The sequence below is a fragment of the Legionella londiniensis genome (assembly GCF_001467825.1).
Lineage (GTDB): Bacteria > Pseudomonadota > Gammaproteobacteria > Legionellales > Legionellaceae > Legionella_A > Legionella_A londiniensis.
The window spans coordinates 1-25,014 of sequence record NZ_LNYK01000016.1 but is presented as its reverse complement, the minus strand read 5'-3'; the positions used below and the strand labels follow the sequence as shown (position 1 = coordinate 25,014).

Here is a 25,014-nt window from a genome sequence, read left to right as displayed (position 1 = left end):
TTTTCCATTGTCTGTTCCATTTTTTGATGTGTTTTTCTCTGATTATTGCTTCATAAACATCAGAGTGAATTTCGTAATAAACTAAGCGATGAACACTATATCTTTTAGTAAATCCCTCAGCCAAACCTTTCTTATGTTGGTAAATTCGTTGCACAAGATTACTGGTAATCCCAGTATAAAGGGTTCCATATGCCTTGCTAGCCAATATATAAACAAAATATTGCATCTCTTCCATTTATCATCCTGGTTGGTTGCTAAAAATTCTCTTCCTCTCGGATCACCGTTGTTTTCCATAGAGTAATCTAGTGCAATATGATAAATGATCAGGAGCTGGCATGCGATAATGACATAGGACTCAGAATTTTTAGTGCTTGTTGAAAATGAATGGGTTTATATGCCAACCGAACAATAGAGTCACACAGAAAATCCAGGCCATAACGAAACAGGCTCATGGATTGACTGTACGTGTAGCAAGTAATGCAAGCAACATATTTACAAAACACGCCATTCTTGCCTTGTTCCAGCCAAAATACGCGTTTAAACTATCCTTCAACTCGCTGATACACTCCATATAACCTCCTTTTGGCGATCGAGATTATATGATTTTCATTGCATGTCAGCGAGTTACCTCAACTTACTTCAGGCCCAAACTCAAAATGGTTGCCCGCCTGCGCGGGCATGACAGATTTTTTTTGTCATGTACAGAGATTTTTTATAACAAGGTATTGTTTATTACCGGGGTTTTAGGTTATGTTGAAATAACCCTGTAAAAAAGGGTATCAATTGTCATTTAAGGATAAATGCAATTGCACTGCTGGCTAATTACTCTACGAAGGGATTGTCGGTCGGCAATTGATAAGCTTTAGCATAAGGAGGAATCATGGCTAGAGGCGAAGTCAAGTGGTTTAATAACGCCAAAGGATGGGGATTTATTGTGCCGGAAGGTGGTGGGGATGATATTTTTGTGCATTTCTCAGCCATACAAGGCGCTGGATATAAAACGCTTATTGCCGGCCAGCAAGTAAGCTTTGATCTTGAGCGTGGCGAACGCGGGCTGCACGCAACCAATGTGGCAGCACTAGGCGAACCCGCCGAGATTGAATAGCAGTTATAAGTGCTTTCATTCTATTTGACTCATGGCGCAGCAGTTTTCTACTGCGCCTTGGATGCGTTGTACTAAAAACTTGTTTATTTATTGCTCAGAACCGCAGCAAAGCATTTTTAAAATAAAAATTGAGATTTTAGTTTAATGTAAATTTGCGTATCGCCATCATCCTGTGAACCTAAATTTTATTTATTTTCCACTGTCCAGTACACGGCAGTATCGCTTTCATTGGGTTTTGACTGGTTATTTGTCGCTTCTTCCAAAGCTTGGAAACCATTTTGACGCGGCTCGATGCCAAGTAAGGACGCCGCTTGGGAATATAGGGTATAATGCGTCGTGACCAGTTTTATTGTAGATGCTCCCTGAACATGAAAAACGGCTTGTTATTGATCAATCTTGGTACGCCTGATGCGCCTGATGTAACTTCAGTACGCCGCTATTTGCGCGAATTTTTAGCTGATAAGCGGGTGATTACCTTACCTGCATTTTTAAGATACATGCTGCTTTATGGCGTTATCCTGCCGTTAAGACCCAAACAATCTGCCAGGGCTTACCAAACCATTTGGACCGAAAAAGGTTCGCCATTACTTCTCTACGGCCAGGCTTTAAAATCCAAGCTGCAAAAAAAACTTGGATATAGCTGGATTGTATCCTTGGGCATGAGATATGGAACTCCAAGTTTGGAAAACGCGCTTCAGGAACTCCAAGAATGCCAGAAAATCATCATATTACCACTTTATCCTCAATACTCGTCGGCAGCGACTGGTTCAAGCATTGAAAAGATAATGGCGCTGGTTGCCCAAAAAGATATCATTCCTTCGCTGAGTATTATTCGTGATTTTCATCAACACCCTGCTTTTATCAATGCCCAGGCAAAACAAATAAAACCGTTTATTGCTGATCATGACTTCATATTATTCAGTTACCATGGCATTCCGCAAAATCATCTTTTAAAAGAAGAATGCCAGGCGCTGTGTAAAGACGCCTGTTCACAAGCTTCTCCCAGAAATGCCGGTTGTTATCGCGCACAATGCGGCCGCACGACTGAAATGCTCGCTGAAAAACTTGGCCTTGCAAAAGAAAACTATACCACGTCTTTCCAGTCACGTTTGGGAAAAACACCGTGGATTCAACCTTACACAGATAAAATTCTCTACGAGCTTCGTGCGCTTGGCATTAAAAAGCTGGCCGTTGCCTGCCCTTCATTTGTGGCGGATTGTCTTGAAACGCTTGAAGAAATTGGCATCCGCGCAAAGGGAGAATGGCAAAAACTTGGCGGACATGCGCTGACATTAATACCAAGCATGAATGCAGAAGATGAATGGGTCAAGGCTATTCTAGAAATAATCAGCTCCTCAGCTGATCCCCATTAGCGATTTATAGGCCTCAAATTCTATCAGATTTGTTTTTTCAGCAAAAAATTGCAAAAGTCAGTATTTATGCTATATCCACAGAAAGAGAAACATCATTGCATGATCTCCTGGAGGTGGAAATGGGCAATAAACAATTTGCCGAACGATTAAATAAAGAACTTGACGACATGGGGGTTCCCCAACGCAGGGACGAACGGATTGAGATTTTTTCCAAGCTCATTAAGGTGCCGCGCTATAAAGCTGAGGCTATATTAAATGGTTATACTAACCTTGAACCCGCATTACTTGATCAATTAGCAGAAGAACTGGAAGTTAGCCCGCAGTGGCTTCTCGGTCAATCGGACAGACGTCAAGGGTAACCGTTACCCCTGAAAGCGTTTATGCATACTCATTGGTTTTGCATGTTTTTCGATATAATGAATAATTTCTCCAGCAATATTAATTTGCGTGGTTTTTTCTATTGCCTCAAGTCCTGGCGAAGAATTGATTTCCAACACCAGCGGCCCATGATTGGAGCGCAATAAATCAACGCCCGCGACTTTTAAACCCATGGTTTTGGCGGCCGCAATCGCAATGGTACGCTCCTGTGGCGTTAATTTAATTTTAAAAGCCTTGCCTCCCTGGTGAACGTTCGCACGAAAATCACCCTCTTTTGCCTGTCTTTTAATCGCCGCTACAACTTTATCACCCACAACCAAACAGCGGATATCCGTACCATGCGATTCGGCTATAAATTCTTGAACCAAAATATTCACGCCCATTTCTTTGAACGCATTAATGATGCTCACTGCTGATTGGTGGCTGTCTGCTAAAATAACCCCTTTTCCCTGGGTTCCTTCCAGAAGCTTTACGACCAATGGCGTGCCGCCGACCATGCGGATCAAATCTTCCGTATCATCGGGAGATTGCGCAAAACTTGTTCTGGGCATGGGAATGCCCTTCCTTGCCAATAACTGCAGGGAGCGGAATTTATCGCGTGAACGCGAGATGGCAATCGATTCATTTAAGGTATACATCCCCATTGTTTCCATATGCCGCAATACTGCTGTGCCATAAAAAGTATTGGAAGCACCGATTCTTGGGATGACTGCATCAAAATGAGGCAACTGTGCGCCACCCCTATAATGAACCTTGGGGTGGGAAGCTGCCACATTCATATAGCAATGCAACGGATTGATAATTTTGATTTCATGGCCTGCCTCTTCACCCGCAGCACGCAGTCGTTTATGAGAGTAAAGTTCAGAGTTTGTAGCCAATATTGCAATTTTCATGATCCAATACCTTTGTTTTATTCTTATTTATCAATCCATCGTCTTGAAATCCTGATATGCCAATCTGTTTATCTGTTTTGGCGAAAAAACTGCTAAAAAAAGTTTAGAACACATACAGTCACCATGCAGAAAAATTGCCTGTAAATTTCAGCCAATCTATGTTCTAAGGGAACATCTGAGGCTTTATTCTGTATGGCAGGCACATAAAAACCCATCGCACGAAAAACTGCCATTTATCTTGTCGGTTGAGATATTGATTCAGTTTCAGAATTAAAGCAGCAATGTTATGGGAATCTTGTTGACCTTCATGCCACATGCAAGTTTGCCATAAAGGTCAAGCATGTAAGGTTATGAAATTAACTGCATGTAATCTTCAGCGATTAAGTCTGCCTGATGGGGTGTTGTGAAAAATGCCGTTAATTCTCCCCGGGGATTAAACAGCATGACCGTTCCGGTATGTTCCATATCATAATCATTCATATTGCTCTCGGAGAGCGCGATTTTAGCATACACAACGCCAAGCTCTTGAGTCATTGCTTTAATCGTGGCTTCGTCTCCACGCACTCCATAAAAATGCCGATCAAAAGCTTTGACATAACTATTTAATTTTTCAAGGCTGTCCCGATTTGGATCGATAGATACCATCACCACATTGGGCAGGTTCTTTACTCCTTGTTTCTCCAGCAGGCGGTACATTTTTCCTAATTCCGCCATTGTTGTTGGACAAAGATATCCGCAATTGGTGAATCCAAAAAATAACATGGTCCATTTACCATTAAGGCTTGTGTTGTCAAAGATTTGTTGATCAATTCCTGTTAATTCGAAATGGGTTACGCTTCGAGGTTTGCTTAAAAAAGTGCCATGAAATTTGCTGAGGTCAATTTTATGGCGGCTTTGGGTATGCTGAGAGACGAATATACCCGAGAGCAAGGCAATCACAGCCAGTAAGGCAGCGATTGTTATCATCATACGATGTTTTTTATTCACCATGGTTCTTCTCACAAGTAATGATCGATTAACAAAAATATAAACAGGGTCAGTAAATACACAATTGAAAAACGAAACGTATGCATGGCTGTGATTTTTTGTTCGGACTGATATAAGCTTATCGCCCAATACAAAAACCTGGCGCCTAACAATAAAGCACCAGCCAAATAAAGCCACCCGCTCATGTTGACAATTACTGGAAGCAGGCTCACGACCAGAAGCAATATAGTATAGAGCAAAACATTCAATTTAGTGAAATGAATCCCATGCGTCACAGGCAGCATCGGAATTTCAGCATTGCGATAATCATCAAACCGATAAATAGCCAAAGCCCAAAAATGCGGAGGAGTCCAGGTAAATATGATTAACACCAAAAGGAGAGCATTGGGATCCAATTGATTGGTTACCGCAGTCCAGCCAAGCAAAGGAGGAGCAGCACCAGCGAGCCCGCCTATGACTATATTCTGAGGTGTCGCCCGTTTAAGGTAAACAGTATAAATGCCTGCATAACCAATTAGCGTCAGGAAAGTTAGAAAAGCTGTAAGCTTGTTAACAAAACCGGCCAGAATAAAAAGCCCAAAAATACCAAGACATCCGGCAAAACACACAGCTTGCCTGCTTGAAATACGTCCATGAGCTATTGGCCTTTTTTTTGTTCGAGTCATGATGGCATCGATTCGCTTGTCCAGCAAGTGATTGATTGCCGCAGCGCTACAAGCACAAAAACCAATCCCAAGCAATGTGGCAACCTGCATTGCAACCGGAATCCATTGATTGGACGCAAGATACATGCCCACCAGAACAGTCAATAGCATCAGCGCTACAACCCTTGGTTTGCATAACTCCAGATAATCACGCCAATGGCTGCTAAAGGCAGTTAGCTTGCTTTCAAGATGCATTAAAAGCCCCTCCTTTTGAACAGTAAAAGAGACCCAAGAGGGTTGCCAGCAACAATGCAGCCACACCGTTATGAGCGACAGCAACCCATAATGGCAGCAAGTAAACAACATTGAATATGCCAAGAGTAAATTGCAGCACCACCAGAACCAGGGCTATAGCTGCAAATAGCCGAACATACTTCCTGGCAAATAAGGTTGAAGCTAAGATAAAAACATAAAAAACCGTGAGCAAGGCGCCCATGCGGTGTATAAACTGGATAGTCACTCGTTCCTGGTTATCAAGAAGCCCTCCTTGATAGTTTGCCCCAACAGGGGACAGCAAGTTAAACCCATCTGCCAAATGGAGTTCCGGCAGCCACTGTCCATTGCAGGTTGGAAAGCCAACGCAGGCAACACCTGCATAATTTGAACTTACCCATCCGCCCAAAGCGATTTGAAAGAAAACAATCACAATGCCAAGGCCTATGGCAAAACGCCACCTTCTGCCGCATTCCACTCCAACCAACCCGCTAATCTGCAAACGGTAATAAAAAAGAAACGCAAAAATTAACATGCCTCCCAAAAGATGAGCCATAACCACCACCGGAAGCAACTTCAAAGTCACGGTCCACATGCCCAATAAAGCCTGAAAGATGACCAGACCCAGTAAAACAGCAGGAATGGATATTGGCAGATTTTTTTTCCCCGAAAACATGCTCAGCAAAAAAATGCCAAAAATCAAAAGAGCCAAAGTACCCGCTGCATAACGGTGCACCATTTCCGTCCAGGCTTTTTTCTGTTCAATCAGGATAGTGGGGAAGCGCTTTTGCGCTTCAATAAGTTTTTGCTGCGTGGCTGGCAAAACCAGTTGGCCGTAACAGCCTGGCCAGTCCGGACAACCAAGGCCTGCGTCGGTTAAACGCGTATATGCGCCAAGCATGACTACAAGTAAGGCTAAAAAAACTGCAATTGTGGCGACATGCGATAAAAATTTTACTCTCATCTCTTCTATCCATTCCTGGCTACAAGCCGTTTTATATCGTGGTAGATGTCTTTGGGATTTGCATCAATTGAATAAGAAAGCACTAAAAAACCCTCGGGATCGGCAATATAAATCCTCGAAAATACAGGCAATTTTGCCGATTTAAGCTTCATTAAATCCAACCCCTCTTCACGCATGGTTGCTAACAATTGCGGATCCGGCTTGCTTTTTCCTGTCATCAGCAAGACTATATTGATTTCATATAAATAACGTCCCAAGGCCAAACGCACACGCGCAAGTTCATCCAATTTTTGCGCGCACTGATGTTCACATGCATCAGGGCTCCATAACACCAAACTCCATTTCGCAGGGTTCTTTTTCAACTCGGGCATGAAAAAAGGAGAAGTCAATAACTCCCCTTTATTAGTCCCCCTCTCAGCAAGAAGCTCTGGGTTGCAATAAAAAAAATACGCTGCAATGGCTGGAGCCAAAAACAATGTGAAAAGCACAAGGAGCAGCAAAAAGTTACGGCGAATTATTTTCATTTCTTTTTTTAATATTTAACGCAAAAAATAAAATTAAAACGACTATTGCAAAGATAAACCATTGAATTGCATAGGCATAGTGTCGTTCAGGCGGCATGGATACGGTCATCCACTGTCTTATATATCCAAAAGCGTCATTTTCATTGAGGCGAATGATAAACGGATAGACTGATTTATGCAAAAATTGACTAATCATATTTGTATCAATCCGCTCAACAACCGCTATTTTTGCGCTTTTATGTTCAAGCACATCTCCCAAGACCCAGTTTTTAGGTGAAGGATAATACGCTTTACCGCTTATTCTTAAAGTCGTTTCAGGTGTTTGTATCACTGGAAGAGTTTGGCGGGTGATATCACCCTGTACCCAACCCCTGTCGATTAAAATAATACCGCGGCCGGAAAGTTCAAACGGCGAAATCACATGATAACCAAACCGGTGCTGATAATGTTGATTGTCCAGTAAGAATAAATCAGGGAGATAATGGCCTTCAACGCTCAGCGGCTGAAATTGTTGGGGCAGCTTATCTCCCTTTTGCCAAAAAATCGGCGTTTGATTTGCCAAGGCTTGTTCCGCAACCAACAAACGTTTTTTTTCGTCTGCGCGCTGCAATTGCCAAACCCCCAAATAAATAAACAGCATTACAGCAAACAATGCCAAGAGCATTAGCCGCCAATTCAGAGTGAAACTATAATTAAAACGAGTTAAACTAGAGTCAGTTGCCATATCACTTCAGATAGATCGTGGATAAATGAGCGTCATTTTGAGCTTGAATCAGGCAAATGGCAAGTCATCTCTGCCAACAATTGCAAATGGCAATTTTCAAAGCATCGGAGTATAACAAATGTTAGTTAAAGGTTTTATCATTGCTGTCATGCTGATCATTCTCATAACACTTGGCAGCGGGCTTGTTTTTTTAGTTCGGGATGAGGGTAAGACAAAGCGCACGGTTAAAGCGTTAACCTGGAGAATCGCCCTGTCCTTAGGTTTGTTTTTGTTTCTCTTTTTTGCCTTCAGCTTCGGGTGGATTTCGCCTCATTCAATGTAAGACATGTTTTCCACTGTTAAAACTGCTTTTTGTGTTGTAATCTTTTCATGATTACCCTTTATCGTCAGGCAATGCCCTATGATGACTTTGATTTTTATTCTCTATTTTGCGGTTGGAGTGCAAATTATTTTTAAGCCCAACCGCTATCTTAGGCTCCAGTTTTTATTTTGCCTGTTTTTAACCATGCTCAGTTTTAATTACCACAGCCATCTGTATGCTTATTTCAAGGTATTTTAATGACGCAGAATAAATTACATGTGTGGGCTAATATTGCCGGGTTGGTTCTGATTAATTTCATTCTTATTGCCGCCTTTATTGATCAATTATTGCATCACGATCTTCCATGTCCACTTTGCTTATTGCAACGCATTGCATTTGTTGCTGTTGGTTTATGCCTGTCCATGAACCTTAAGTTAGGCATTAAAGCATCCCATTACGGGTTGATGATTCTTTCTGCCCTTCTTGGTTTTGCAGTGGCTTTAAGACAGATATTTTTACACATTTCTCCAGGCGATCCGGGATATGGACCTTTATTCTTTAATCTCCATCTGTATACATGGTCTGCTATTATTTTTTTCATCATTATTGGCCTTGCAGCCATTGGTTTGTTACTTGAAAAAGGATTTGGGCCTAAAGCTTCGTTTAATTTTCCAACCCTCAGTTTAACCGTATTTTTTCTATTGTTGATTCTGGCAAATGGAATCAGTACATTATTAGAATGTGGATTTTTGATATGCCCTTCAAACCCGGTTCGTTATTTTTTGTTTGATAGCCATGTTGCAGGCAATTAAATAATTTTTTCTGGGTCTCAGGAAAAAAGATGCGCACAATACTATTGATTCTCATTTTTTTAACAAACAATATCTTTGCAGATACCATTGATCATTACATGAATATTGCGGATAACATCCCCAAAATGGAAATGAAAGCAGATCCCCAAGCCCAGCTCTGGGCGCGTTCCGCCAGAAATATACTTACCTTAACCTGCGACAGCATTGCTGAGACTTTAATATTGACCAATGAATCCGCAAACAAAGTGGGCAAGCCGTTTTTTTGCCTGCCACCCGGTACAAAACTTGAAGCAGAGAAATTAAACGATTTGATTCAACAAACTTATCGGAAACTGGCGAGCCAGCAAGGCGATGTGAACAAAATGACTGTATCAGAAATCGCATTATTGGCTGTCAAACAGGAGTACCCCTGCTCTGAGCCCTCCAATGCCAGTACAGCCATGATGCACGTCGCAAATTTCAATGAAATTCAAGAATAGAACAGCCTTGTCTCTCACTGATATTCATTTTTTCACTATTTTTCAGTTCAAAAGTAAATTTCTTAATGAGCTCCCCACCTGTATCCGATTTGATAAATTTTTGAAATTCTAATGATTGCTGAATGTCCTCTGGAATGCATTGCAGATAAAACTCAAGTAAAGTTGGTTTCTCTTCAAGTTTTAAGCCCACTTTATCAGCAACCAGCATCACTTCAAAAAATGAATGGTGCCCAAGAGCGACTGTACTGGCAGTTAACGCTAAAAATAACCTAGCTGCCTCTTCCTGGCTAAGCTTGACCACTTTACTCAATTGGCTGAACACTGTTTCAGCGCTTCCTGACGTGCCGCTGATAATCGGTAAAAAATGATTGCGCAGCCATTTAGCAACATGGCTCTTTTCATTGGCTCGATAACTCATTTGGGCACAAAAATGTTCATCAAAATAATTTCGCAGCTCAAAAGGCGTATCCTCAGGCAACAATATGCCAAGCTTACTGGAAACAAAATCGTCCCCGTCTTCAGTTTCTACAGCGCCTCTTTCTGAAGGTTTAAAAATAATATCCTCGCGGATATACTTTTCCAGGGAATCAACCGTCTTTGGCGACTGTCCAAATAAGGTAAACGGCAGCGATTGTTTTACATTTGAAGATTTCAAGAGGGGAAGATAATAATCCTCATTATTTTTTAGAACCGTTTCACAAAAAAATTTTAGAAAAGTATCATAAATAATCAACGACTTTGAGGTTTTAATTTTGCTGTAATCACCCGCACTTTTGTGCTCAGAGAAAACCTGGCTTTCACAGAGAAAAAAGCGCCGCTTAAAAGATTGATTTTCTTTGTTGCTATCAAGCAGGGTATCTATCGCTGGAAAAATTTTCTTAAACAAATCCTCAAAATAATGGCTATTCTCAAGAAAGAATTTGGCTAAATAGCTTTCAAAAAGACATACTTCTTTATGATTGCCTTTGATATCAACTGGCATGAATGCACCTATAAACAAGAAATGAAAATATTTTAAACCGAATGTGCAATATAGTCACTTCAATAAGGAAAAGGTTCACTCACAAGTGCTCATCAACAGCATCTGAAAGCATTGTAAATTTACAATTCATATGGAAGCCCAGGTTCCAGGGGCTTAGCCTAAAAAAAGTTTCATTTCTCTTTCAGCTTCTTCAACAAAAGCCCTGCCATGGGGTTTGGAAAAGAAGAAAACAGAGCGTCCCCTGCAAAGTTCATAAATACCAATAGGTGCTACGAAGAGAATATTCAGGCATGTTTTGATGAAATGATCCAAGCCACTGCGGTGCTCGCTTAAAAAAAGCCCATTACTTTTATCATTGCCGTATTCTTGACGTATGCTTTTTAAGGCTGTTTCAAAACGCTTGATTCGCCGGAGCGCGGTAAGATTTTCTTCTGCAGGCCTGGTGAGCCCACCTTTTAGCTCTAACACAAGATTGTGTTTTTTTGCGATGGTTTGGTAATCAGGCGCATCTGAATCTTGAATCGCAAGCTTTGCGTCCTGATTGTTATTGCCATCACAATGATATTTGCCTGCTGCTCTTTTCAAGTGGTTCAGGTAGGCATCGATAAGAGGAATGAGTTTTTCCTTAATCAATGCCCCTGCTTTTTTTTCCTTTTCTTCAATTTTCCTGTAGGTATCCTCGGCGATATCAGAAGCGCGGCTTAAATCACTTTTATCTTTTGCATGCTCGTGTTTTTGCGAATTTCCGCTGACATGCCCCTCATGGGTAAAAGTCAATATATTAGCGGTTAACTCGAATGGTAATTCATATTTTTTTTCAACCCCTGCGCCAGTGCGATGATGCGGTTTTTCTTTCTTTTAAGATTGTCTTCAAGCGTTTTTGATAACTCAGGTGAGGATACGCCTATGACCCGGGTGATATTAGTGCCTTTGAGATGAACAACAAGGTCTTTTATACCCTCCTCACCAATGTTGTTCCAACTCAAATTAAGGGTATGGATGTTGGTAACTTTGAGATATTCAGTAAGAATTTTTAAATCTTGGCTGTCGAGTTTTGTTCTGTGTATTTTAAGCACGCCGTTATCAGTATTTTTTTTCAGCAATTGGTTGTTAATGGCCATGGAGTCTAATTCGATTGTGTTTAGCAAATATTATGCATTGTATTAATAAAATACATTATAATCAATAAATAAACAAAATATTATAAGGAGCAAATAAACTGTCCGCTTCTGCGGCACATGAATTGTCCGGATTTATCTAAACTTTTCTTGTTGAAGAACAAAGAAGCATGGATGAACCGGACACATTGTCTATGGGTACTATTGATGTATCGATTTGAAAAGTTGGATGGAGAATAGCGGGAGAAAATTTAAATAGTCTCCGTTAGCTTTGGCTGAATTCCTCAAACGCCTCCAACGCTTCCGCAGCATACATTAATGAAGGGCCGCCACCCATGTATATTGCCATGCCCAGTGTTTCCATAAGTTCTTCGCGAGAGGCATTTAACTTAACCAGAGCTTGGGCATGAAAGCCAATGCAACCTGGACAATGTTTGGCGACAGCCAATGCCATGGCTATTAATTCTTTTGTTTTTTTATCCAATACACCATCCTTAGTTGCAGCCTGCGAAAGCGATGCAAACGCTGACATGACTTCAGGCATTTCCTTACGCATTTTTGCCATTTGCGAACCTATATCCTTTGTTTTTTGCGCGAACTTATCCATCAGTTAATCCTTGTTGTTACCCTGACATGTTATTTTAGCAAATGCCCTGGCTCTGTCGCCAGCTTCATGTGATATAAAAGTGACAGGAATATACAATAACGATATGCACTGTTGGTTTTTCAGGAGCGCTGGATGTTCAATGCGGCATTACCGCGTTGAACATCGTTTATCAGGTATTAGTGTGCTGATTGGCGTTCTTCTGAAACCTGGTTGATGACTTTCCCGCAAGTTTGTTTATCATGGGTAGCTCTTGCAATATCGCCAATGGATAAAATGCCTACCATTTTCTTATTTTTTTCATTATCCAAAACAATCAGGCGCCTGACCTGCAGCTTGCTCATATCTTGTGCGGCTTTTTCAATGGTGTCTTCTTCATAACAATAGTATACGCCCTTGTGCATGATATCCCGTGCTTTCGTCTGATCAGGATGAGCTTCTTCAGCAAGGCTTAAGGTGATATCGCGGTCGGTGACGATACCGTGAAGCTTCTCGCCATCACCGATAGGGATAACGCCAGTATCTAGCGACTTCATGACTTTTGCTAATTCCCGCAAGGTGGAATCGGGGTGACAATAAGTAGGATTTTCAGTCATTGCTTCTTTAATTTCCATGGTTCCATCCTCCAAAAAAGCTTTAAATCCTTTAGATATGCGCTTTTCTCCATAAAACGCACTTTATATGTTTGGCCGCTGCAGTTTTTGCAGCGCGTATAGTAATTATAGATGATGATTGATTTTTGTTCATTCATGATGTTAAATCATTATCTATAATGAGAGGTTTCATAAGCAAGGCGCTTCTTTAGAACAAAGATTTGATCAGCATATGGCCATGATTTATATGGAAAACATGCTATTCTAAACAGTGCAAATTGACAGAACACACTGGATGTTTCGGATTGTTTAAATTACAAAACACCCTCCTAAGCAAAGGATTGCGACATGCAGAAAAAAAAATCAAGCATCTTTCTAATTATTTTATTTTTCCTTTTTGTTCTTGCCGTTAGCGCTTACTGGTTCAGAGACAAGATAATCCCCCTATTTTTTCAGCCGACAGCGACTTCCATTCAAACAGGGACAAAAAATCCGGCCAGCAGCAGAGTAATTGCCAAGGAACTTTATGTGCCCTGGGAATTGGTATTTCTTCCCGACAATGATTTTCTGGTCACAGAGCGTCGGGGCAACCTAAAGAGACTGGGCAAGGTTAGGCAGACCATCACAATCCCTGATGCTTATGAAATTGGCGAAGGGGGATTGCTCGGTATGGCGCTTGACCCCGAATTTTCGCAAAATCATTACATTTACCTTTATTATACTACCCGCAAGGCAAATCAATTAGTGAATGAAGTCGTTCGTTATACCTATAATCCAAAAGGCAACCTGGAGAATAAGACGAGCATTTTAACCAATATCCCTGCTGCGCGTTTTCATAATGGCGGCCGCATCAAATTCGGGCCAGACGGTTATTTATATGTTACGACCGGCGATGCCTTAAACCCATCGCTCTCCCAGGATAAAAAATCTCTGGCAGGGAAAATCTTAAGAATTTCGCGAGACGGCAAGCCTGCTCCTGACAACCCGTTTGCAAATAGGGTTTACTCATTGGGACACAGGAACCCGCAAGGCTTGGCATGGGATGCTGAAGGCAGGCTTTGGGCCAGCGAACATGGGGAAAGCGCACACGATGAGATCAACTTGATTATACCGGGAAGTAATTATGGATGGCCTGTAATTCAAGGCAGGGAGGAGAAAAAAAATATGAAATCGCCAATGCTGACTTCAGGAAGCCAAGAGACCTGGGCTCCAGGTGGCATGGCATATCTATCAGGACGCTTATTTTTCTCAGGCTTAAGAGGACAAACCCTCTATGAAGTTCACATTGCTCCCCGTAAAACAAATATTGGGAATCTTAAAGGGCATTTAAGAAATAAATATGGGCGCATTAGAAATGTGGTTATCGGCCCAGATGGATTCCTCTATATTATGACCTCAAATCGGGATGGAAGAGGCCGGCCAGAACCTGAAGATGATCGCATCATTCGCCTTGACCCCAAATCTCTATGAAAAAAAGATTATTTTTCGCGGCCATCAGTGAGGAGCCAGCGGGCGACTATTTCATAATCTGATCCTCCGGTCGTGGAAGAGGATCTCACCAAACAAAGTTCACTGACCTGCCAGGTAATTTGTTTAACTTCTTCAGAAGGATATTTTTGGCTGCACTGCCTGGCAATCGTCACATGCGGAATAAAAGGCTTGGTTTCAGGCCTGAAGCCAAGAGACAATAACTTTTGCTGCAAGGAAGCAATCATTTTCCTCATTTCCTCGGGAATGCTTTCAATTCCCAACCAGCGAACCCTGGACCGTGGCCAGTGATTGGCGCTGGTGATTTGGAGCGTAAAAGGCTTTACTTTTAACTGACTGGCAGCCTGTTTAGCCAAATGCAAGAAATCAGGATACACTTTTCCCAGATAAAACAAAGTCAAATGAAGCTTTTCCCTGCTCACCAATGTGCAATCACCGCTGTTATTGAATAGACTCTCGCTTAACTTATGAATTGATTCGGCTGTATCCTGCCCTGGCCATAAAGCAAAAAAATAACGCTCCGTACCCTTATATTGAATTTGGGGATGATTCGCAGGATCACAACGCCTAATTAACCCTCGCAAAGCTTCTTCCACAGCTTGCCTGCGAATAGAGGACCTATCCCCTTTGAAGTGATAACAATGGCTTTCAGTTGGCACTAAATCGCCAGCCCAGGAAATCCAGACTGTCCCTATGGGTTTTTCTGTGCTCCCGCCTCCAGGCCCTGCAATGCCGGTAATAGCGACACTGACCTGGGCCTCACTCTGTAGAATTGCCCCCTCTGCCATCAAGCGTGCGACTTTGTCGCTTACTGCGCCATGAGACTTAATAAGCCCAAAAGGCACGCCGAGTAGCTGATGCTTTGACTCATTACTGTAAGTTACAAAACCCCGCTCAAACCAATTTGAGGCGCCAGGAATCTCTGTCAAAACAGCAGCAAGGCTGCCGCCGGTGCAGGACTCGGCTACAGTGCAGCGGATCTTCCTTTTGGATAATATCGCACCAAGCCTATCCGCCAACTTGCAAGCAAGCGATTGGTTCATCTTGACTCAAAAAGCTCTTTTAAAAAATCACTCATAGCTACCCATGCCCTGCGGGCTTGCCTTGCGTCATACACCGTACCGAGCTCCTCATCATGTGCCTTGGGATTGGTGAAAGCATGTTTTGTGTGGCCATACATATGCACTTGCCAATCGACTCCCGCCTCGGTCATTTCCTGGCAAAATTCTTTGACTTGCCCTGGAGGAACCATAGGATCGTCATAACCGTGCAGAACCAGAACCTTTGCTTTTATGGTTTCTTTTGGCAAAACATCTGGTTTATTGAGCAACCCATGAAAGCTCACCACCCCGGCAATAGAGGCACCGCTGCGCGCCAGATCCAGCGCGCATAGGCCGCCAAAACAAAAACCGATTGCAGCGATTCGGTTAATATCGACTTCTGCCATTGTTTTTACGGCATCCAACCCGGCTTGTACACGCTCCCGGAGTAAACGCCGATCGTTAATGAGTGGCTCCATCAATCCTTTTTTTTCTTCAAGCGTTTTGCCCTGACGAGCTTCACCGTACATGTCTACGGCAAAACCGATATAGCCCATCTCAGCCAAAGCCCTTGCCTTATCGCAGGCAAATTCATTGCGCCCGGTCCAGTCATGAAAAACAAGTATGGCAGGACGCGGCTTGCTGATTTCATCATTAAAAGCAAGATACCCATGTAATTCCAAATCATGATGATGATAAACGTAATTTGAAGTATGCATAACAAATCCTTTTTCCGAGTACAGACAAATTTTAGTGCAAAAGATTTAATTATACTGACGTCTACCTAAATTGCGAATAAACACAATGGGGCGGGGAAGCAATTGTCAACACGCCCTAATCCGATTTTTAGACTATTATTATAAAACAAATACAAATATTACAGACAACATTGCAACGATTAGAGCTGAATCATAGCCCTTAATTCGCATTCTATTTGTACTGATAGAAGGCTTTGCTCATCTTGCATGTCAATAACAAGGACGTGAACGATGATTGCTCATTCAGTGAGAGGTATTATCGATTTTTTACAAGCACAGATTTGTTACCAATTGTTTATTACCCCTATATTATTTCCCCTGGAAAGGGAATATCGTGAATTTGCCCGGAGAGCCTGCGATTTCTTACAAAAAGAACGCACCGAAACCTTACATTTTGACATGCCCCGCCACCATGTGGTTCATCATTTTGCGCAACAAAGGTCGAAGGGCGCAAAAAGAATTCTTATTGCTCATGGATGGATGTCAAGAGCAGCTTACATGGCGCGCCTGATTCGCGCATTGCACAAAGAGGGGTTTGATGTGTTTGCGCTCGATTTCCCGGCACATGGAGAAGCCAAAGGCATGCAACTGCCCTGGATAGATGCTGTAGACGTGTTGCATCAAGTGTTTAATCATTTAGGTCCGTTTTATGCGGTTATTGGCCATTCATTTGGCGGCTCGATGTTATTAAATACCCTGAATTTGGCCAGCCAGTATACAAGATGGAATATTCAGCGTGAACCAGAGCATGTGGTTCTTTTAGCTTCACCTACTAGGATGAATACCCCTGTCATCCGATTAGCCAGGCAATTTCGTTTAACCGCCAAGGGCTATTTATTATTACGCCAGGTCTTCCGCCAGAAAGCGGTTGTCGATCTGAAACGGCTGGATTTTCGTTATTATATTCCGCATGCACAAATTCCTTTTTTATGTGTGCATGGAGAAAATGATACCGTGATAAAACCCTGTGAATCCATTGTTTTTTGCGAACATTATCAGCACGCTTCCCTTTCCTTGCTACCTAATATGGACCATGTCAGCATCTTGCTGGATAATCGCGTGGAAGAAGTTGTCTGTGATTTTTTGTTAAAGTAATTCTATTTGGCTGTTTTTCTAGCAGTCATCGTGGCTGCCGCCTGACACGTCGGCATGATAATGATTTCACTGATGTTCACGTGCGGAGGGCGACTTGCACAATATAAAACTGCGTCAGCAATGTCTTCGGCAGACAGTGGAACCATGCCTTCATATACCGCCGCAGCTCTTTTTTTATCTCCTTTGAATCGTATGGTACTGAAGTTGGTTTCTACAGCGCCTGGATCAACACTGCTCACTCGGATGTTTGTTCCCAGCAGATCTTGCCGCAACCCCTGTGAGATAGCCTTGACAGCATGCTTGGTGGCGCAATAAACGCTGCCCTTGGGATACACCTGATGCCCTGCAATAGAGCCAATATTGATGACATGCCCGGAATCGCGCTCGATCATCTGCGGCAGAATCATCCGCGTCATGTATAACAAGCCTTTCACATTGGTATCTATCATATCTTCCCAATCCTGGATATCAGCGGTCTGTACCGCATCAAGGCCCGCGGCCAATCCAGCATTATTGATTAAAATATCAATATCCTGCCACTCTTCGGGTAAAGCATTTAACTTTGTCTCTACTTCTGGCAAATGACGAACATCCAGTTGCATGGTGTAAACCTTGGTACCATACTCATCTTGAAGTTCGGTAGCCAAATCTTGAATTTTATCCAGACGTCTGGCACATAATATCAACCGCGCTTTCTCCCTTGCGAAAGTATTCGCGCAAGCAGCGCCAATGCCGCTGGAAGCGCCTGTAATTAAAACGGTTTTTCCTGTAAAGTTCATGAGCCAAATTCCTCAAATATACAATAGAACTGGAAAGATCATAGAAGTAACTTTAAAAGGATGCAAAAACATTGTTCATAAGGAGTTGATATGCTTGAGGTCCTGCTTGCTTTTTGGATGTCTTTTGTCATCCTGTCATTGGCCATAGTGGCTTATGATATCCATAAAATGCCTATTGACGGCGCACAAAAAATAGGCTGGATATTGGTGACTGCTTATACAGGCATCATTGGGTTATTTTTTTATTATTGCACTTGCCGCATCCCTTCTGCGAAAAAACAACGAGAGTACTCTGCAAAAGATTGGAAGCAAGCCGTCAATTCGGAAGCACATTGCCTGGCTGGCAATGCTACAGGGATTATCATTGCTGCAATGATTTTATCATTTGTTGAATTAGGCAATGGGACGGCATTGCTCATTGAATATTTGTCTGCATTTGTTTTTGGATGGGTTATTTTCCAGGCCGGCATGATAAAAAACGTGTACAACAATTATCTGGATGCCCTAAAAAATACTTTTTTTGCCGAGGCAGTCTCGATGAATTTTGTGATGATTGGCATGATCCCGGTCATGCTTGTTTTAATGCATCACCTGGAGTTTGGCAGGGATCCTGCCCATATTGCCTTTTGGTTTTCCATGGGTATAGCGACCACCGCAGGCGGACTAACCGCCTATCCAATTAACTACTGGTTGGTTATCACCAAGTTAAAACACAGCCGCATAACCAAACCCGATTTGGAATTACTGCCAGAACCTGAACAAAAAAAACTTCAAAAAATCCCCATGTTAGAGCAAGTAATGCAGCACCCTGAAACCATGCTCAAACTTTCTTTTAAAAACCAAGCCTATTTTATCGGGCTAACACTTATTGCCCTAATCATGGTTATAATCATCACGGTTTTTTTTATTCCCATTCGTTTTTAGTTTATACTGCCCAATTTTATGAAGGCCTTAGTATGGATCTGTTAAAGAAAGTTGTAGAGCTTGAGCAAGCTGCAGACAAACTTGGCTTGCGCTGGGAAAATACTTCACAAATCATGGATCAAATCCAAAGTGAATGCGCAGAAATCAACGTTCACTTAAATGAGAAAGCCTCCCCGGACAACCAGGCGGAACTGCAGGAAGAAATTGGTGATTTATTGCATGCCGTCTTTTCCTTATGTGTATTTTGTAACCTAAACCCCAAAGAAACCCTTGAAATCACCCTGGCTAAATTTGAACGTCGATTAAACGCGGTTAAACAACTGACCCATGAGCACGGCCTGAGCACCCTGGAAGGTCTTTCATTTGCAGAACTGATGGACATCTGGAAAAGAGCCAAACAATTAGTTGGGTAATCACATCTCATAAAAACCGCCTTCATCTTCCCACATGACAGAATTTTTTGCCAGGCATGGATCTCTTCATAATAAATACTGCTACCAGCTGGCCGATTCACATGCTAGAATAGTAGCCTCTTATATTAAGGAGTGGATACATGTCAGAAAAATTACAAGGCACCGTTAAGTGGTTTAACGAAAGCAAGGGATTTGGTTTTATTGAGTGCAGAGGACAAGATTATTTTGTTCATTTCAGCGCTATTCAAGGCAGTGGATTTAAAACGCTCGCAGAAGGCGCTTCAGTTTTGTTTAAAGCCGCAAAAGGGCAAAAAGGGCCCCAAGCTGAAGAAGTTGAAGTAGCATAAGAATCCCGTCTTGTTTTCCAAACGTTAGTGCCATTGATTATGATTTGCAATTAATGGCCATTCTCATAAAATAAAAATCAGGAAGATGTCGAAAGACAAATTGGCTTTTTCATATCTAAATATTTGGTTATTGCCATATTATCGATTAAATTCTTGCAAATTTTGTTTATTTTTTTGACTAATAGATGATCATTTGGTAATATGCAAAATATTTAACCTTTTGATTTAGATATGACCAAATATACAGCAGAAAATAATTCAAAAAAAATATTACCGAAAAGAACAAAGAAATTGCCTAAAAAATTAACTGATTTTAATTTTATTATTAATGCTGTTGGCAGGGATAAAGTTGTTCTGGTAAAAAAACAGGGATCATTAGGAACAAGCCAATCTTTTTTTTCAACAAAGAAAAAGACTCAACCATCAAAAACAATATCCCGCGAGCAAGAAACCATTCATCGCCTGGGTATAGAAAATATGTCCAGCAAAAACTATATCGCATCATCGATTGACAAGCCTGAATTATTTAGCGTAAAACCAGTTAGAATTCTCAAGGATTTCCAAGGATTTGGCGTTTATGCCAGGCAGCGCATCCCAAGCAATACCATTATCGGAGAATATACTGGTGAAGTTTATACCAGGGATGAGTTTTTAAAATTGTCAAATCAGGATAGCAGTTATGCCATGCAATTGGGGCAATATATCATTGATGCAAAACACAAAGGAAACTTTACGCGTTATATTAATTTCTCCGATAGTCAGGCTAATATAGAATTTATTGAATCCAAAAATAAGAATAAAAAAATTGTTGCGCTAAGAACCATTAAAGAAATTTACCCTGGCCAGCAATTGCTGATCGATTACAATACTTATCATGAGGAATATAATCAGTTTATATTTCTAAATCCCGAAGACAACTGGCAAAGCACTTCTGAATTTTTTCAGGAACATGAAAACGCTTATTTATTCATGCAAAGCCCGAAAAATATGCAAGGTTTATCTATTGCCGAGGATGATCTGCTCTATGCCACAACAATTGGAAAATGTATACTTCAGAATCAAAAACTCGATGAATCTTTTGAGCAATATAAGCAAACAGTCAATTACCCCTACTTAAAATTATCTGAAAATCAAGAAATTATTGATGCGACACAGACAGATTTGGCAACTCCGGTGATGGCGGCTTGCTGCCTTGGGCAAGTGGATAATATCAACTGGCTTATAGCTCATGGAGCAAACATCAATCAGCGCCAAAACCATTCAGGAAACTGCCCTTTGTTTATTTGTCTTGAAGCCTATGCAAATGAAAAAAACATAGTAGACAGAAAAAGGTATTTGCAAATCCTGGAATTACTGATTCAGAATGGCGCCAATGCGAAAGTTCATGATCGCAAGAACAATACATTCTTACATAAGGCTATCTCCATTTTAAGCGCCAAAGACATGGGGCTCATTCTTCATGCCTTGTCTGAAAAAAATAAAACAAGTTTCGCTGATTTTTATACCTATTTAAATGATGAGGAAGACGATATTCTAACGGCCTGCCTGAAAAACAAAGATATTGAAAAAGCCATGGTTTTGTTGAAAGCATACCCCAGTTATTTTGAAGATAATTTTAAAAATGTCTTGAAAAAAGATTTTAAACTTAATCAATCCCGTTTTAAAAATGCACTTCAATCATGGACAGAAAAAGACATAGAAAAATTCCTTACCAATCTTGATAAGGAACAATTTCATTTAACTCAAAAATTAAAAATTGAATTGGGGCTTACCGAAAAAAGGAAGCAGCGCTATAACCCTTACAATAAATTCTAAATATTGTCTAAAAAAATCCTCCATGCATGGCAAAAAACTCTGCCATGCCTGCCATCAACGCGTGTAACTTGAAGGACAGTTAAAACGCGTATTTTGGCTAAAACAATGGCATGTTTTGTAAGTATGTTGCCCATGTTATTTACTCCGCATCCAGTCCATTTAAATAAATTGGCATATGCGGAGGGAAAAATCGTAAGATTACTACCTTGCTCACCTAGCAAGATAGAGACTTAATCATGCCTGAAATCAATTCAAATTCAGAAACCTGCCAAAATACAGTGTTTTATTGGGATAATTATCTTGATCCACAAAAAATATTATCAGGTAAACATCAGGAACAGATTCAAAAGGTGGTAGGGCAACTTTTATCAGGTTGCACAAGCTCAGCTGACTTGGACTTAAAACGCTCAAAAAAATACAAAATTTATGGCGCACGGTTGAATCAAAGCGACCGCTTGCTATTTACTACTGTTAAAATTGAAGGAAAGTCCCATTTATTAATACTAGATATAATAGAAAATCACGATTACCAGAAAAGCTGGGTTTTTAAAAAACAGGCTATCACTGCCTTTATGGGCCAAGATTTTACATCGCTTAAGCAAAAAGAAATCAATAGTGAAGCTGAATTTGAAGCATGTGAAAACCCAATTCCACTTTCCAGCGCCCAGGCTAAACAGCAGTCATTTAAACCGCTTTTCGGCCATCGTTATCATGGCGAATTCATCAAGCTCACATCCGTTCAAGAGGCAGCGCTTCAGGCGGGTTTTCCCTTGTTGGTTCGCGGCGCTGCAGGTTCGGGGAAAAGCTGCGTGGCTTTCGCGCTCCTCGAAAAATGGCTAAATCTTTTAACCAATGCCCAAACTCCAAACAATCATAAATCCCGCCTTTTATTTGTTGCCAAATCAAAGCTTCTGGTAGAAAACTTCAAAACCCTTTTTAATAAAAATAATGTCAACCCCGAGCTTGTCTTTAAAACCTATGATGAGCTTGCCAGAGATATTGATGAGTCTTTAAAAAACAAAAAGCTTGTTGGTCAATCCGGATTTACTGCATGGCTCTCTGGCTCCCAAAATAAATCGATTTTCAAGTCTCTTGGGATCTTACAGTTGCCTTCAGATATTTTGCCGGAAATTTTATACAAGGAATTCAAAATCATTGCCGCCTTGCCTGATTACCAATTATCCATTTATCTAAACTTGGGGCTTCGTCAGTCGAGAATAGATAAAAATACCCGCAAACTCGTGCTTGATTTGTTTGCGGTTTACAATAAATACTTGAATCAAAATTCACTTGTAGATTTGTCTTTTTACAATCTTAACACAAGCAGCATTAGCCAATTTGATCTGGTTGTGGTTGATGAAAGCCAGGATCTTTCCAGAGTGCAGCTTTCATCATTGCAGAAAATCGCCTGGGGAAATCAGATTTGCTATTGCATGGACACAAATCAAGCGCTTGAAGATGTTTTATCTGATGTTTCATTTATCGAGAGTTTGTTTCAAGAGCCCATCCATAAATTTGATCTGAATCAAAGCTACCGGGTTTCGCCACAGGTTGCGTCTTTTGCAAATAAGGTGCTGAAAATAAAAAATTTACTGTGCGAAGGCGTGCTAAGCCGGGGAGAATATGCCCAGTTTGAAATCGAGCCCAACTCACGTGCCGGCACGGTTGAATGGCACAGCATCAAGCAGGCAAAAAATTTCGAGGCCATGACTGCAAAACCAAACACTGCGGTGGTCATTCCTAATGAAACGCTCAAGGAAAAGGCAAGAGAAGCGCTGGCAACACCTTTAATTTTCACTGCTTCGCAAATAAAAGGGCTTGAGTATGAAAATGTCATTCTATACTGGCCTTTTGCCAATCCAACCTATAAAGAAATTAATATTCTTTTGCAAAAAAAAAGAGACTCAGGAGATAAAACATCATCTTTCCAAACAAAAAGCTCTCATTCCCGAACGCGAGCAAATAGCCATTGAATTAAACTATTTATTTGTGGCGGCAACCAGAGCGCCTAATCTGGTTGTTCTTCAGGATGAAACTCATTCAGTACGGGGGTTGTGCAGCTATTTGAAAGATGAAGCCCTGCAAAAAGAAAACTCATGCCAAACAACTAAAAATTCGGGCTCCAAGGCTCCTTTCATTGAACAAGATACACTTTTACTTAAAAATAAGAGCTCTCAAGAACAATGGCTCAAGGAGGCAGAAAGACTCTGGCTTGCCAATAAAAAAGAACAGGCGCAAGACATTCTTAAAAGCCTGCAATTATCCCTGGATTATTTTGCGCCTGATGAGCCCAGCAAAACCAGCACTCCTAACGCACCTGTTACAACCACGCAACAAAGCTCCAACAAACAAAAGAATAAGAAAAAAGCCGCTAAAGCTGCGATGGAAAAAATCATCAACGAATTATTGGATATCAGCGAAACCGAATTGTTTAAAGAACAGGTAAAACGGTTAAATCCCAATAACAAGCTTGGCATCAACCAAAAATTAGACCAGGGTAATAACTGCCATCTGCCCATACTTTTTTACGCAATTGAGTTTGGCGAACGAGAGGCTTTCAATTTTATACTGCAAAATGGAGCGAATTTAAACATTGAGTATAAATTATTTGGGGGGCCGCTTACCTTATGGGTTATGTCGAAACTCACAGAAGAAGAATTTATAAAATTATTAACCCATGGCACTAACCCTTGCGCTACGGCTACGTTCTCTTATGGAGCGAACTTACTTACCTATGCAATGGTTTTAAAAAAACCAACTATTTTCGAATTTATTTTGAAGACATACAACAAGTTTCCTACCCTTGAAAAAATCCGCGCTTTGGAATTCGCTTTGGGAAAAGAAGATCATACCGCCTTAACCTTACTAATTGAAGCGGATACTCCGTTAAATCTGCCTTTACCTGACGGCAAAAATTATCCGCTCATCCTTGCAACATGCCTGAATAATGCGCAATTAATAGAATTGATGTTAAAAAAAGGGGCGCCAGTTAATATCCCGAACGCATCTGGTGGAACAGCATTGATGGTGGCAACAGAATTACGCGCCTGGCAGATTGTCTTGTTATTACTGAATTATGGGGCGAAAGCTGATATGGCTGATAAGAAAGGACTGACAGCCCTCCATTTTGCTATTTTAGGAGATGAGCATCCTGATCAAATTAATATCATAAAATCGCTGTTACTGGCAGGCGCTGATATCAATAAAGTGTGTCGCGATGGATCCAATGCGCTCATGTTTGCAGTAGAGGCAGGAAACTATCCAGTTGTAGAATTGCTGTTGAAAGCTGGCGCTGACATAAATCACGTCAAAAATGGCAAAACAGCAACGATGATTGCGATGCAATTGCATCATATGGATATTGCCAGATTAATTATTGATCACTGCAGAAAAAAAGAAGAACAAAAAAAGCCAGAGGCAAGCCCATCCATCGTGACCGGCAGTTTTTTTAGCGCACAGCGAAGCAATCTTGTGCCAAAAGAGGAGAGTCACAGTCATCCGAAGCCCGCTGCTTTCTCTAGGCTCAATCACCATTTAAATTGAATACAATAAAAAAATCCGTAAACTGTTATTTTTCACAATTTCAAGGGAATAGTAGTCA

General features: G+C 41.3%; 31 protein-coding genes. 15 read left to right on the top strand and 16 right to left on the bottom strand.

The genetic code is table 11. The annotated features are described in order from the left end of the window. Positions 1–235, bottom strand: a 235-nt coding sequence (locus tag Llon_RS11280) for a GIY-YIG nuclease family protein (protein WP_157079311.1), incomplete at its 3' end; no start/stop codon positions are given. A 213-nt stretch (positions 236–448) separates the two neighbouring features. Next, on the bottom strand, positions 449–571 hold the full coding sequence (locus tag Llon_RS11830; RefSeq protein WP_272946909.1) for a hypothetical protein: 123 nt from the start codon (positions 569–571) through the stop codon (positions 449–451). 309 nt (positions 572–880) lie between these two features. Between Llon_RS11830 and Llon_RS05920 the strand changes: the two genes are divergently transcribed. The 3 genes from Llon_RS05920 to Llon_RS05910 all read left to right on the top strand — a co-directional run bounded on the left by Llon_RS05920 (position 881) and on the right by Llon_RS05910 (position 2,837). Further along, complete coding sequence (locus Llon_RS05920; protein WP_058529155.1) at positions 881–1,105, top strand: cold-shock protein; 225 nt, start codon at positions 881–883, stop codon at positions 1,103–1,105. Positions 1,106–1,473: 368 nt separating this feature from the next. Beyond that, positions 1,474–2,478: a ferrochelatase gene (gene hemH / locus Llon_RS05915; protein WP_058529154.1), complete on the top strand. Its 1,005-nt coding sequence runs from the start codon at positions 1,474–1,476 to the stop codon at positions 2,476–2,478. Positions 2,479–2,597: 119 nt separating this feature from the next. Next, positions 2,598–2,837 (top strand): hypothetical protein, encoded by a 240-nt coding sequence (locus Llon_RS05910; RefSeq protein ID WP_058529467.1) that lies wholly within the window; start codon positions 2,598–2,600, stop codon positions 2,835–2,837. A 3-nt stretch (positions 2,838–2,840) separates the two neighbouring features. Here Llon_RS05910 and rimK read toward each other — a convergent pair whose 3' ends face one another. From rimK to Llon_RS05880, 6 genes are all read right to left on the bottom strand, one after another. Further along, complete coding sequence (gene rimK / locus Llon_RS05905) at positions 2,841–3,749, bottom strand: 30S ribosomal protein S6--L-glutamate ligase (RefSeq protein ID WP_058529153.1); 909 nt, start codon at positions 3,747–3,749, stop codon at positions 2,841–2,843. 348 nt (positions 3,750–4,097) lie between these two features. Continuing rightward, the gene (locus tag Llon_RS05900; protein WP_058529152.1) at positions 4,098–4,739 is read right to left on the bottom strand and encodes an SCO family protein; all 642 of its coding nucleotides are present in this window, start codon (positions 4,737–4,739) and stop codon (positions 4,098–4,100) included. Between the two features lie 8 nt (positions 4,740–4,747). After that, positions 4,748–5,635: a heme o synthase gene (cyoE, locus tag Llon_RS05895; protein WP_058529151.1), complete on the bottom strand. Its 888-nt coding sequence runs from the start codon at positions 5,633–5,635 to the stop codon at positions 4,748–4,750. Beyond that, on the bottom strand, positions 5,625–6,617 hold the full coding sequence (locus Llon_RS05890; protein WP_058529150.1) for a COX15/CtaA family protein: 993 nt from the start codon (positions 6,615–6,617) through the stop codon (positions 5,625–5,627). The genes cyoE and Llon_RS05890 overlap by 11 nt, the downstream gene beginning before the upstream one ends. Before the next feature lie 5 nt (positions 6,618–6,622). Then, complete coding sequence (locus tag Llon_RS05885) at positions 6,623–7,006, bottom strand: hypothetical protein (protein ID WP_162261944.1); 384 nt, start codon at positions 7,004–7,006, stop codon at positions 6,623–6,625. Positions 7,007–7,121: 115 nt separating this feature from the next. After that, positions 7,122–7,865: an SURF1 family protein gene (locus Llon_RS05880; protein WP_058529148.1), complete on the bottom strand. Its 744-nt coding sequence runs from the start codon at positions 7,863–7,865 to the stop codon at positions 7,122–7,124. A gap of 118 nt (positions 7,866–7,983) precedes the next feature. On the opposite strand from Llon_RS05880, the gene Llon_RS05875 reads away from it, so the two are divergent. The 4 genes from Llon_RS05875 to Llon_RS05865 all read left to right on the top strand — a co-directional run bounded on the left by Llon_RS05875 (position 7,984) and on the right by Llon_RS05865 (position 9,457). Further along, positions 7,984–8,187 carry a twin transmembrane helix small protein gene (locus Llon_RS05875; protein ID WP_058529147.1) on the top strand — a complete coding sequence of 68 codons (204 nt, stop codon included), beginning with the start codon at positions 7,984–7,986 and terminating at the stop codon, positions 8,185–8,187. Between the two features lie 78 nt (positions 8,188–8,265). Continuing rightward, complete coding sequence (locus Llon_RS11890; protein WP_157079308.1) at positions 8,266–8,424, top strand: DUF5993 family protein; 159 nt, start codon at positions 8,266–8,268, stop codon at positions 8,422–8,424. After that, entirely contained in the window at positions 8,424–8,978 is a 555-nt protein-coding gene (locus Llon_RS05870; protein WP_058529146.1) for a disulfide bond formation protein B, read from the top strand. The genes Llon_RS11890 and Llon_RS05870 overlap by 1 nt, the downstream gene beginning before the upstream one ends. A gap of 29 nt (positions 8,979–9,007) precedes the next feature. Continuing rightward, the gene (locus tag Llon_RS05865; protein WP_058529145.1) at positions 9,008–9,457 is read left to right on the top strand and encodes a hypothetical protein; all 450 of its coding nucleotides are present in this window, start codon (positions 9,008–9,010) and stop codon (positions 9,455–9,457) included. Here Llon_RS05865 and Llon_RS05860 read toward each other — a convergent pair. From Llon_RS05860 to Llon_RS05840, 5 genes are all read right to left on the bottom strand, one after another. After that, a complete protein-coding gene (locus Llon_RS05860; RefSeq protein WP_058529144.1) occupies positions 9,438–10,439 on the bottom strand; it encodes a hypothetical protein in 1,002 nt (333 codons plus the stop codon). The genes Llon_RS05865 and Llon_RS05860 overlap by 20 nt on opposite strands. Positions 10,440–10,592: 153 nt before the next feature. After that, a complete protein-coding gene (locus tag Llon_RS05855) occupies positions 10,593–11,216 on the bottom strand; it encodes a hypothetical protein (protein WP_058529143.1) in 624 nt (207 codons plus the stop codon). An 11-nt stretch (positions 11,217–11,227) separates the two neighbouring features. After that, complete coding sequence (locus Llon_RS05850) at positions 11,228–11,587, bottom strand: leucine-rich repeat domain-containing protein (protein WP_131754672.1); 360 nt, start codon at positions 11,585–11,587, stop codon at positions 11,228–11,230. A 235-nt stretch (positions 11,588–11,822) separates the two neighbouring features. After that, a complete protein-coding gene (locus Llon_RS05845) occupies positions 11,823–12,167 on the bottom strand; it encodes a carboxymuconolactone decarboxylase family protein (RefSeq protein ID WP_058529141.1) in 345 nt (114 codons plus the stop codon). Positions 12,168–12,340: 173 nt separating this feature from the next. After that, positions 12,341–12,775 carry a CBS domain-containing protein gene (locus tag Llon_RS05840; protein WP_058529140.1) on the bottom strand — a complete coding sequence of 145 codons (435 nt, stop codon included), beginning with the start codon at positions 12,773–12,775 and terminating at the stop codon, positions 12,341–12,343. A 327-nt stretch (positions 12,776–13,102) separates the two neighbouring features. Between Llon_RS05840 and Llon_RS05835 the strand changes: the two genes are divergently transcribed. Beyond that, positions 13,103–14,224, top strand: coding sequence for a PQQ-dependent sugar dehydrogenase (locus Llon_RS05835; protein WP_058529139.1), 1,122 nt, complete (start codon positions 13,103–13,105; stop codon positions 14,222–14,224). Positions 14,225–14,232: 8 nt separating this feature from the next. Here Llon_RS05835 and thpR read toward each other — a convergent pair whose 3' ends face one another. Together thpR and Llon_RS05825 are read right to left on the bottom strand one after the other, a co-directional pair. Then, complete coding sequence (gene thpR / locus Llon_RS11535) at positions 14,233–15,285, bottom strand: RNA 2',3'-cyclic phosphodiesterase (protein WP_065238284.1); 1,053 nt, start codon at positions 15,283–15,285, stop codon at positions 14,233–14,235. Beyond that, positions 15,282–16,001 carry a dienelactone hydrolase family protein gene (locus Llon_RS05825; protein ID WP_058529138.1) on the bottom strand — a complete coding sequence of 240 codons (720 nt, stop codon included), beginning with the start codon at positions 15,999–16,001 and terminating at the stop codon, positions 15,282–15,284. Before Llon_RS05825 ends, thpR begins: the two co-directional genes overlap by 4 nt. A 270-nt stretch (positions 16,002–16,271) precedes the next feature. On the opposite strand from Llon_RS05825, the gene Llon_RS05820 reads away from it, so the two are divergent. Next, positions 16,272–17,135 (top strand): alpha/beta hydrolase, encoded by an 864-nt coding sequence (locus Llon_RS05820; RefSeq protein WP_058529137.1) that lies wholly within the window; start codon positions 16,272–16,274, stop codon positions 17,133–17,135. A 2-nt stretch (positions 17,136–17,137) separates the two neighbouring features. On the opposite strand, the gene Llon_RS05815 is transcribed toward Llon_RS05820, so the two are convergent. Next, positions 17,138–17,914 (bottom strand): SDR family oxidoreductase, encoded by a 777-nt coding sequence (locus tag Llon_RS05815; protein WP_058529136.1) that lies wholly within the window; start codon positions 17,912–17,914, stop codon positions 17,138–17,140. A 90-nt stretch (positions 17,915–18,004) separates the two neighbouring features. Here Llon_RS05815 and Llon_RS05810 point away from each other — a divergent pair, with 90 nt between their 5' ends. The 6 genes from Llon_RS05810 (at position 18,005) to Llon_RS11735 (ending at position 24,956) form a co-directional block, all read left to right on the top strand. After that, positions 18,005–18,838: a DUF4396 domain-containing protein gene (locus tag Llon_RS05810; protein ID WP_058529135.1), complete on the top strand. Its 834-nt coding sequence runs from the start codon at positions 18,005–18,007 to the stop codon at positions 18,836–18,838. Positions 18,839–18,870: 32 nt separating this feature from the next. Then, positions 18,871–19,251 carry a nucleoside triphosphate pyrophosphohydrolase family protein gene (locus Llon_RS05805; RefSeq protein WP_058529134.1) on the top strand — a complete coding sequence of 127 codons (381 nt, stop codon included), beginning with the start codon at positions 18,871–18,873 and terminating at the stop codon, positions 19,249–19,251. Positions 19,252–19,391: 140 nt separating this feature from the next. Next, the gene (locus Llon_RS05800) at positions 19,392–19,598 is read left to right on the top strand and encodes a cold-shock protein (RefSeq protein ID WP_058529133.1); all 207 of its coding nucleotides are present in this window, start codon (positions 19,392–19,394) and stop codon (positions 19,596–19,598) included. Positions 19,599–19,829: 231 nt separating this feature from the next. Continuing rightward, positions 19,830–21,413: a Dot/Icm T4SS effector AnkI/LegAS4 gene (gene ankI / locus Llon_RS05795; RefSeq protein WP_058529132.1), complete on the top strand. Its 1,584-nt coding sequence runs from the start codon at positions 19,830–19,832 to the stop codon at positions 21,411–21,413. Positions 21,414–21,850: 437 nt separating this feature from the next. Next, positions 21,851–23,386 carry a UvrD-helicase domain-containing protein gene (locus Llon_RS11740; RefSeq protein ID WP_237758274.1) on the top strand — a complete coding sequence of 512 codons (1,536 nt, stop codon included), beginning with the start codon at positions 21,851–21,853 and terminating at the stop codon, positions 23,384–23,386. Between the two features lie 409 nt (positions 23,387–23,795). Next, positions 23,796–24,956, top strand: a complete 1,161-nt coding sequence (locus Llon_RS11735) for an ankyrin repeat domain-containing protein (protein ID WP_337589090.1) — start codon at positions 23,796–23,798, stop codon at positions 24,954–24,956. The last annotated feature ends 58 nt before the right edge of the window (positions 24,957–25,014 follow it).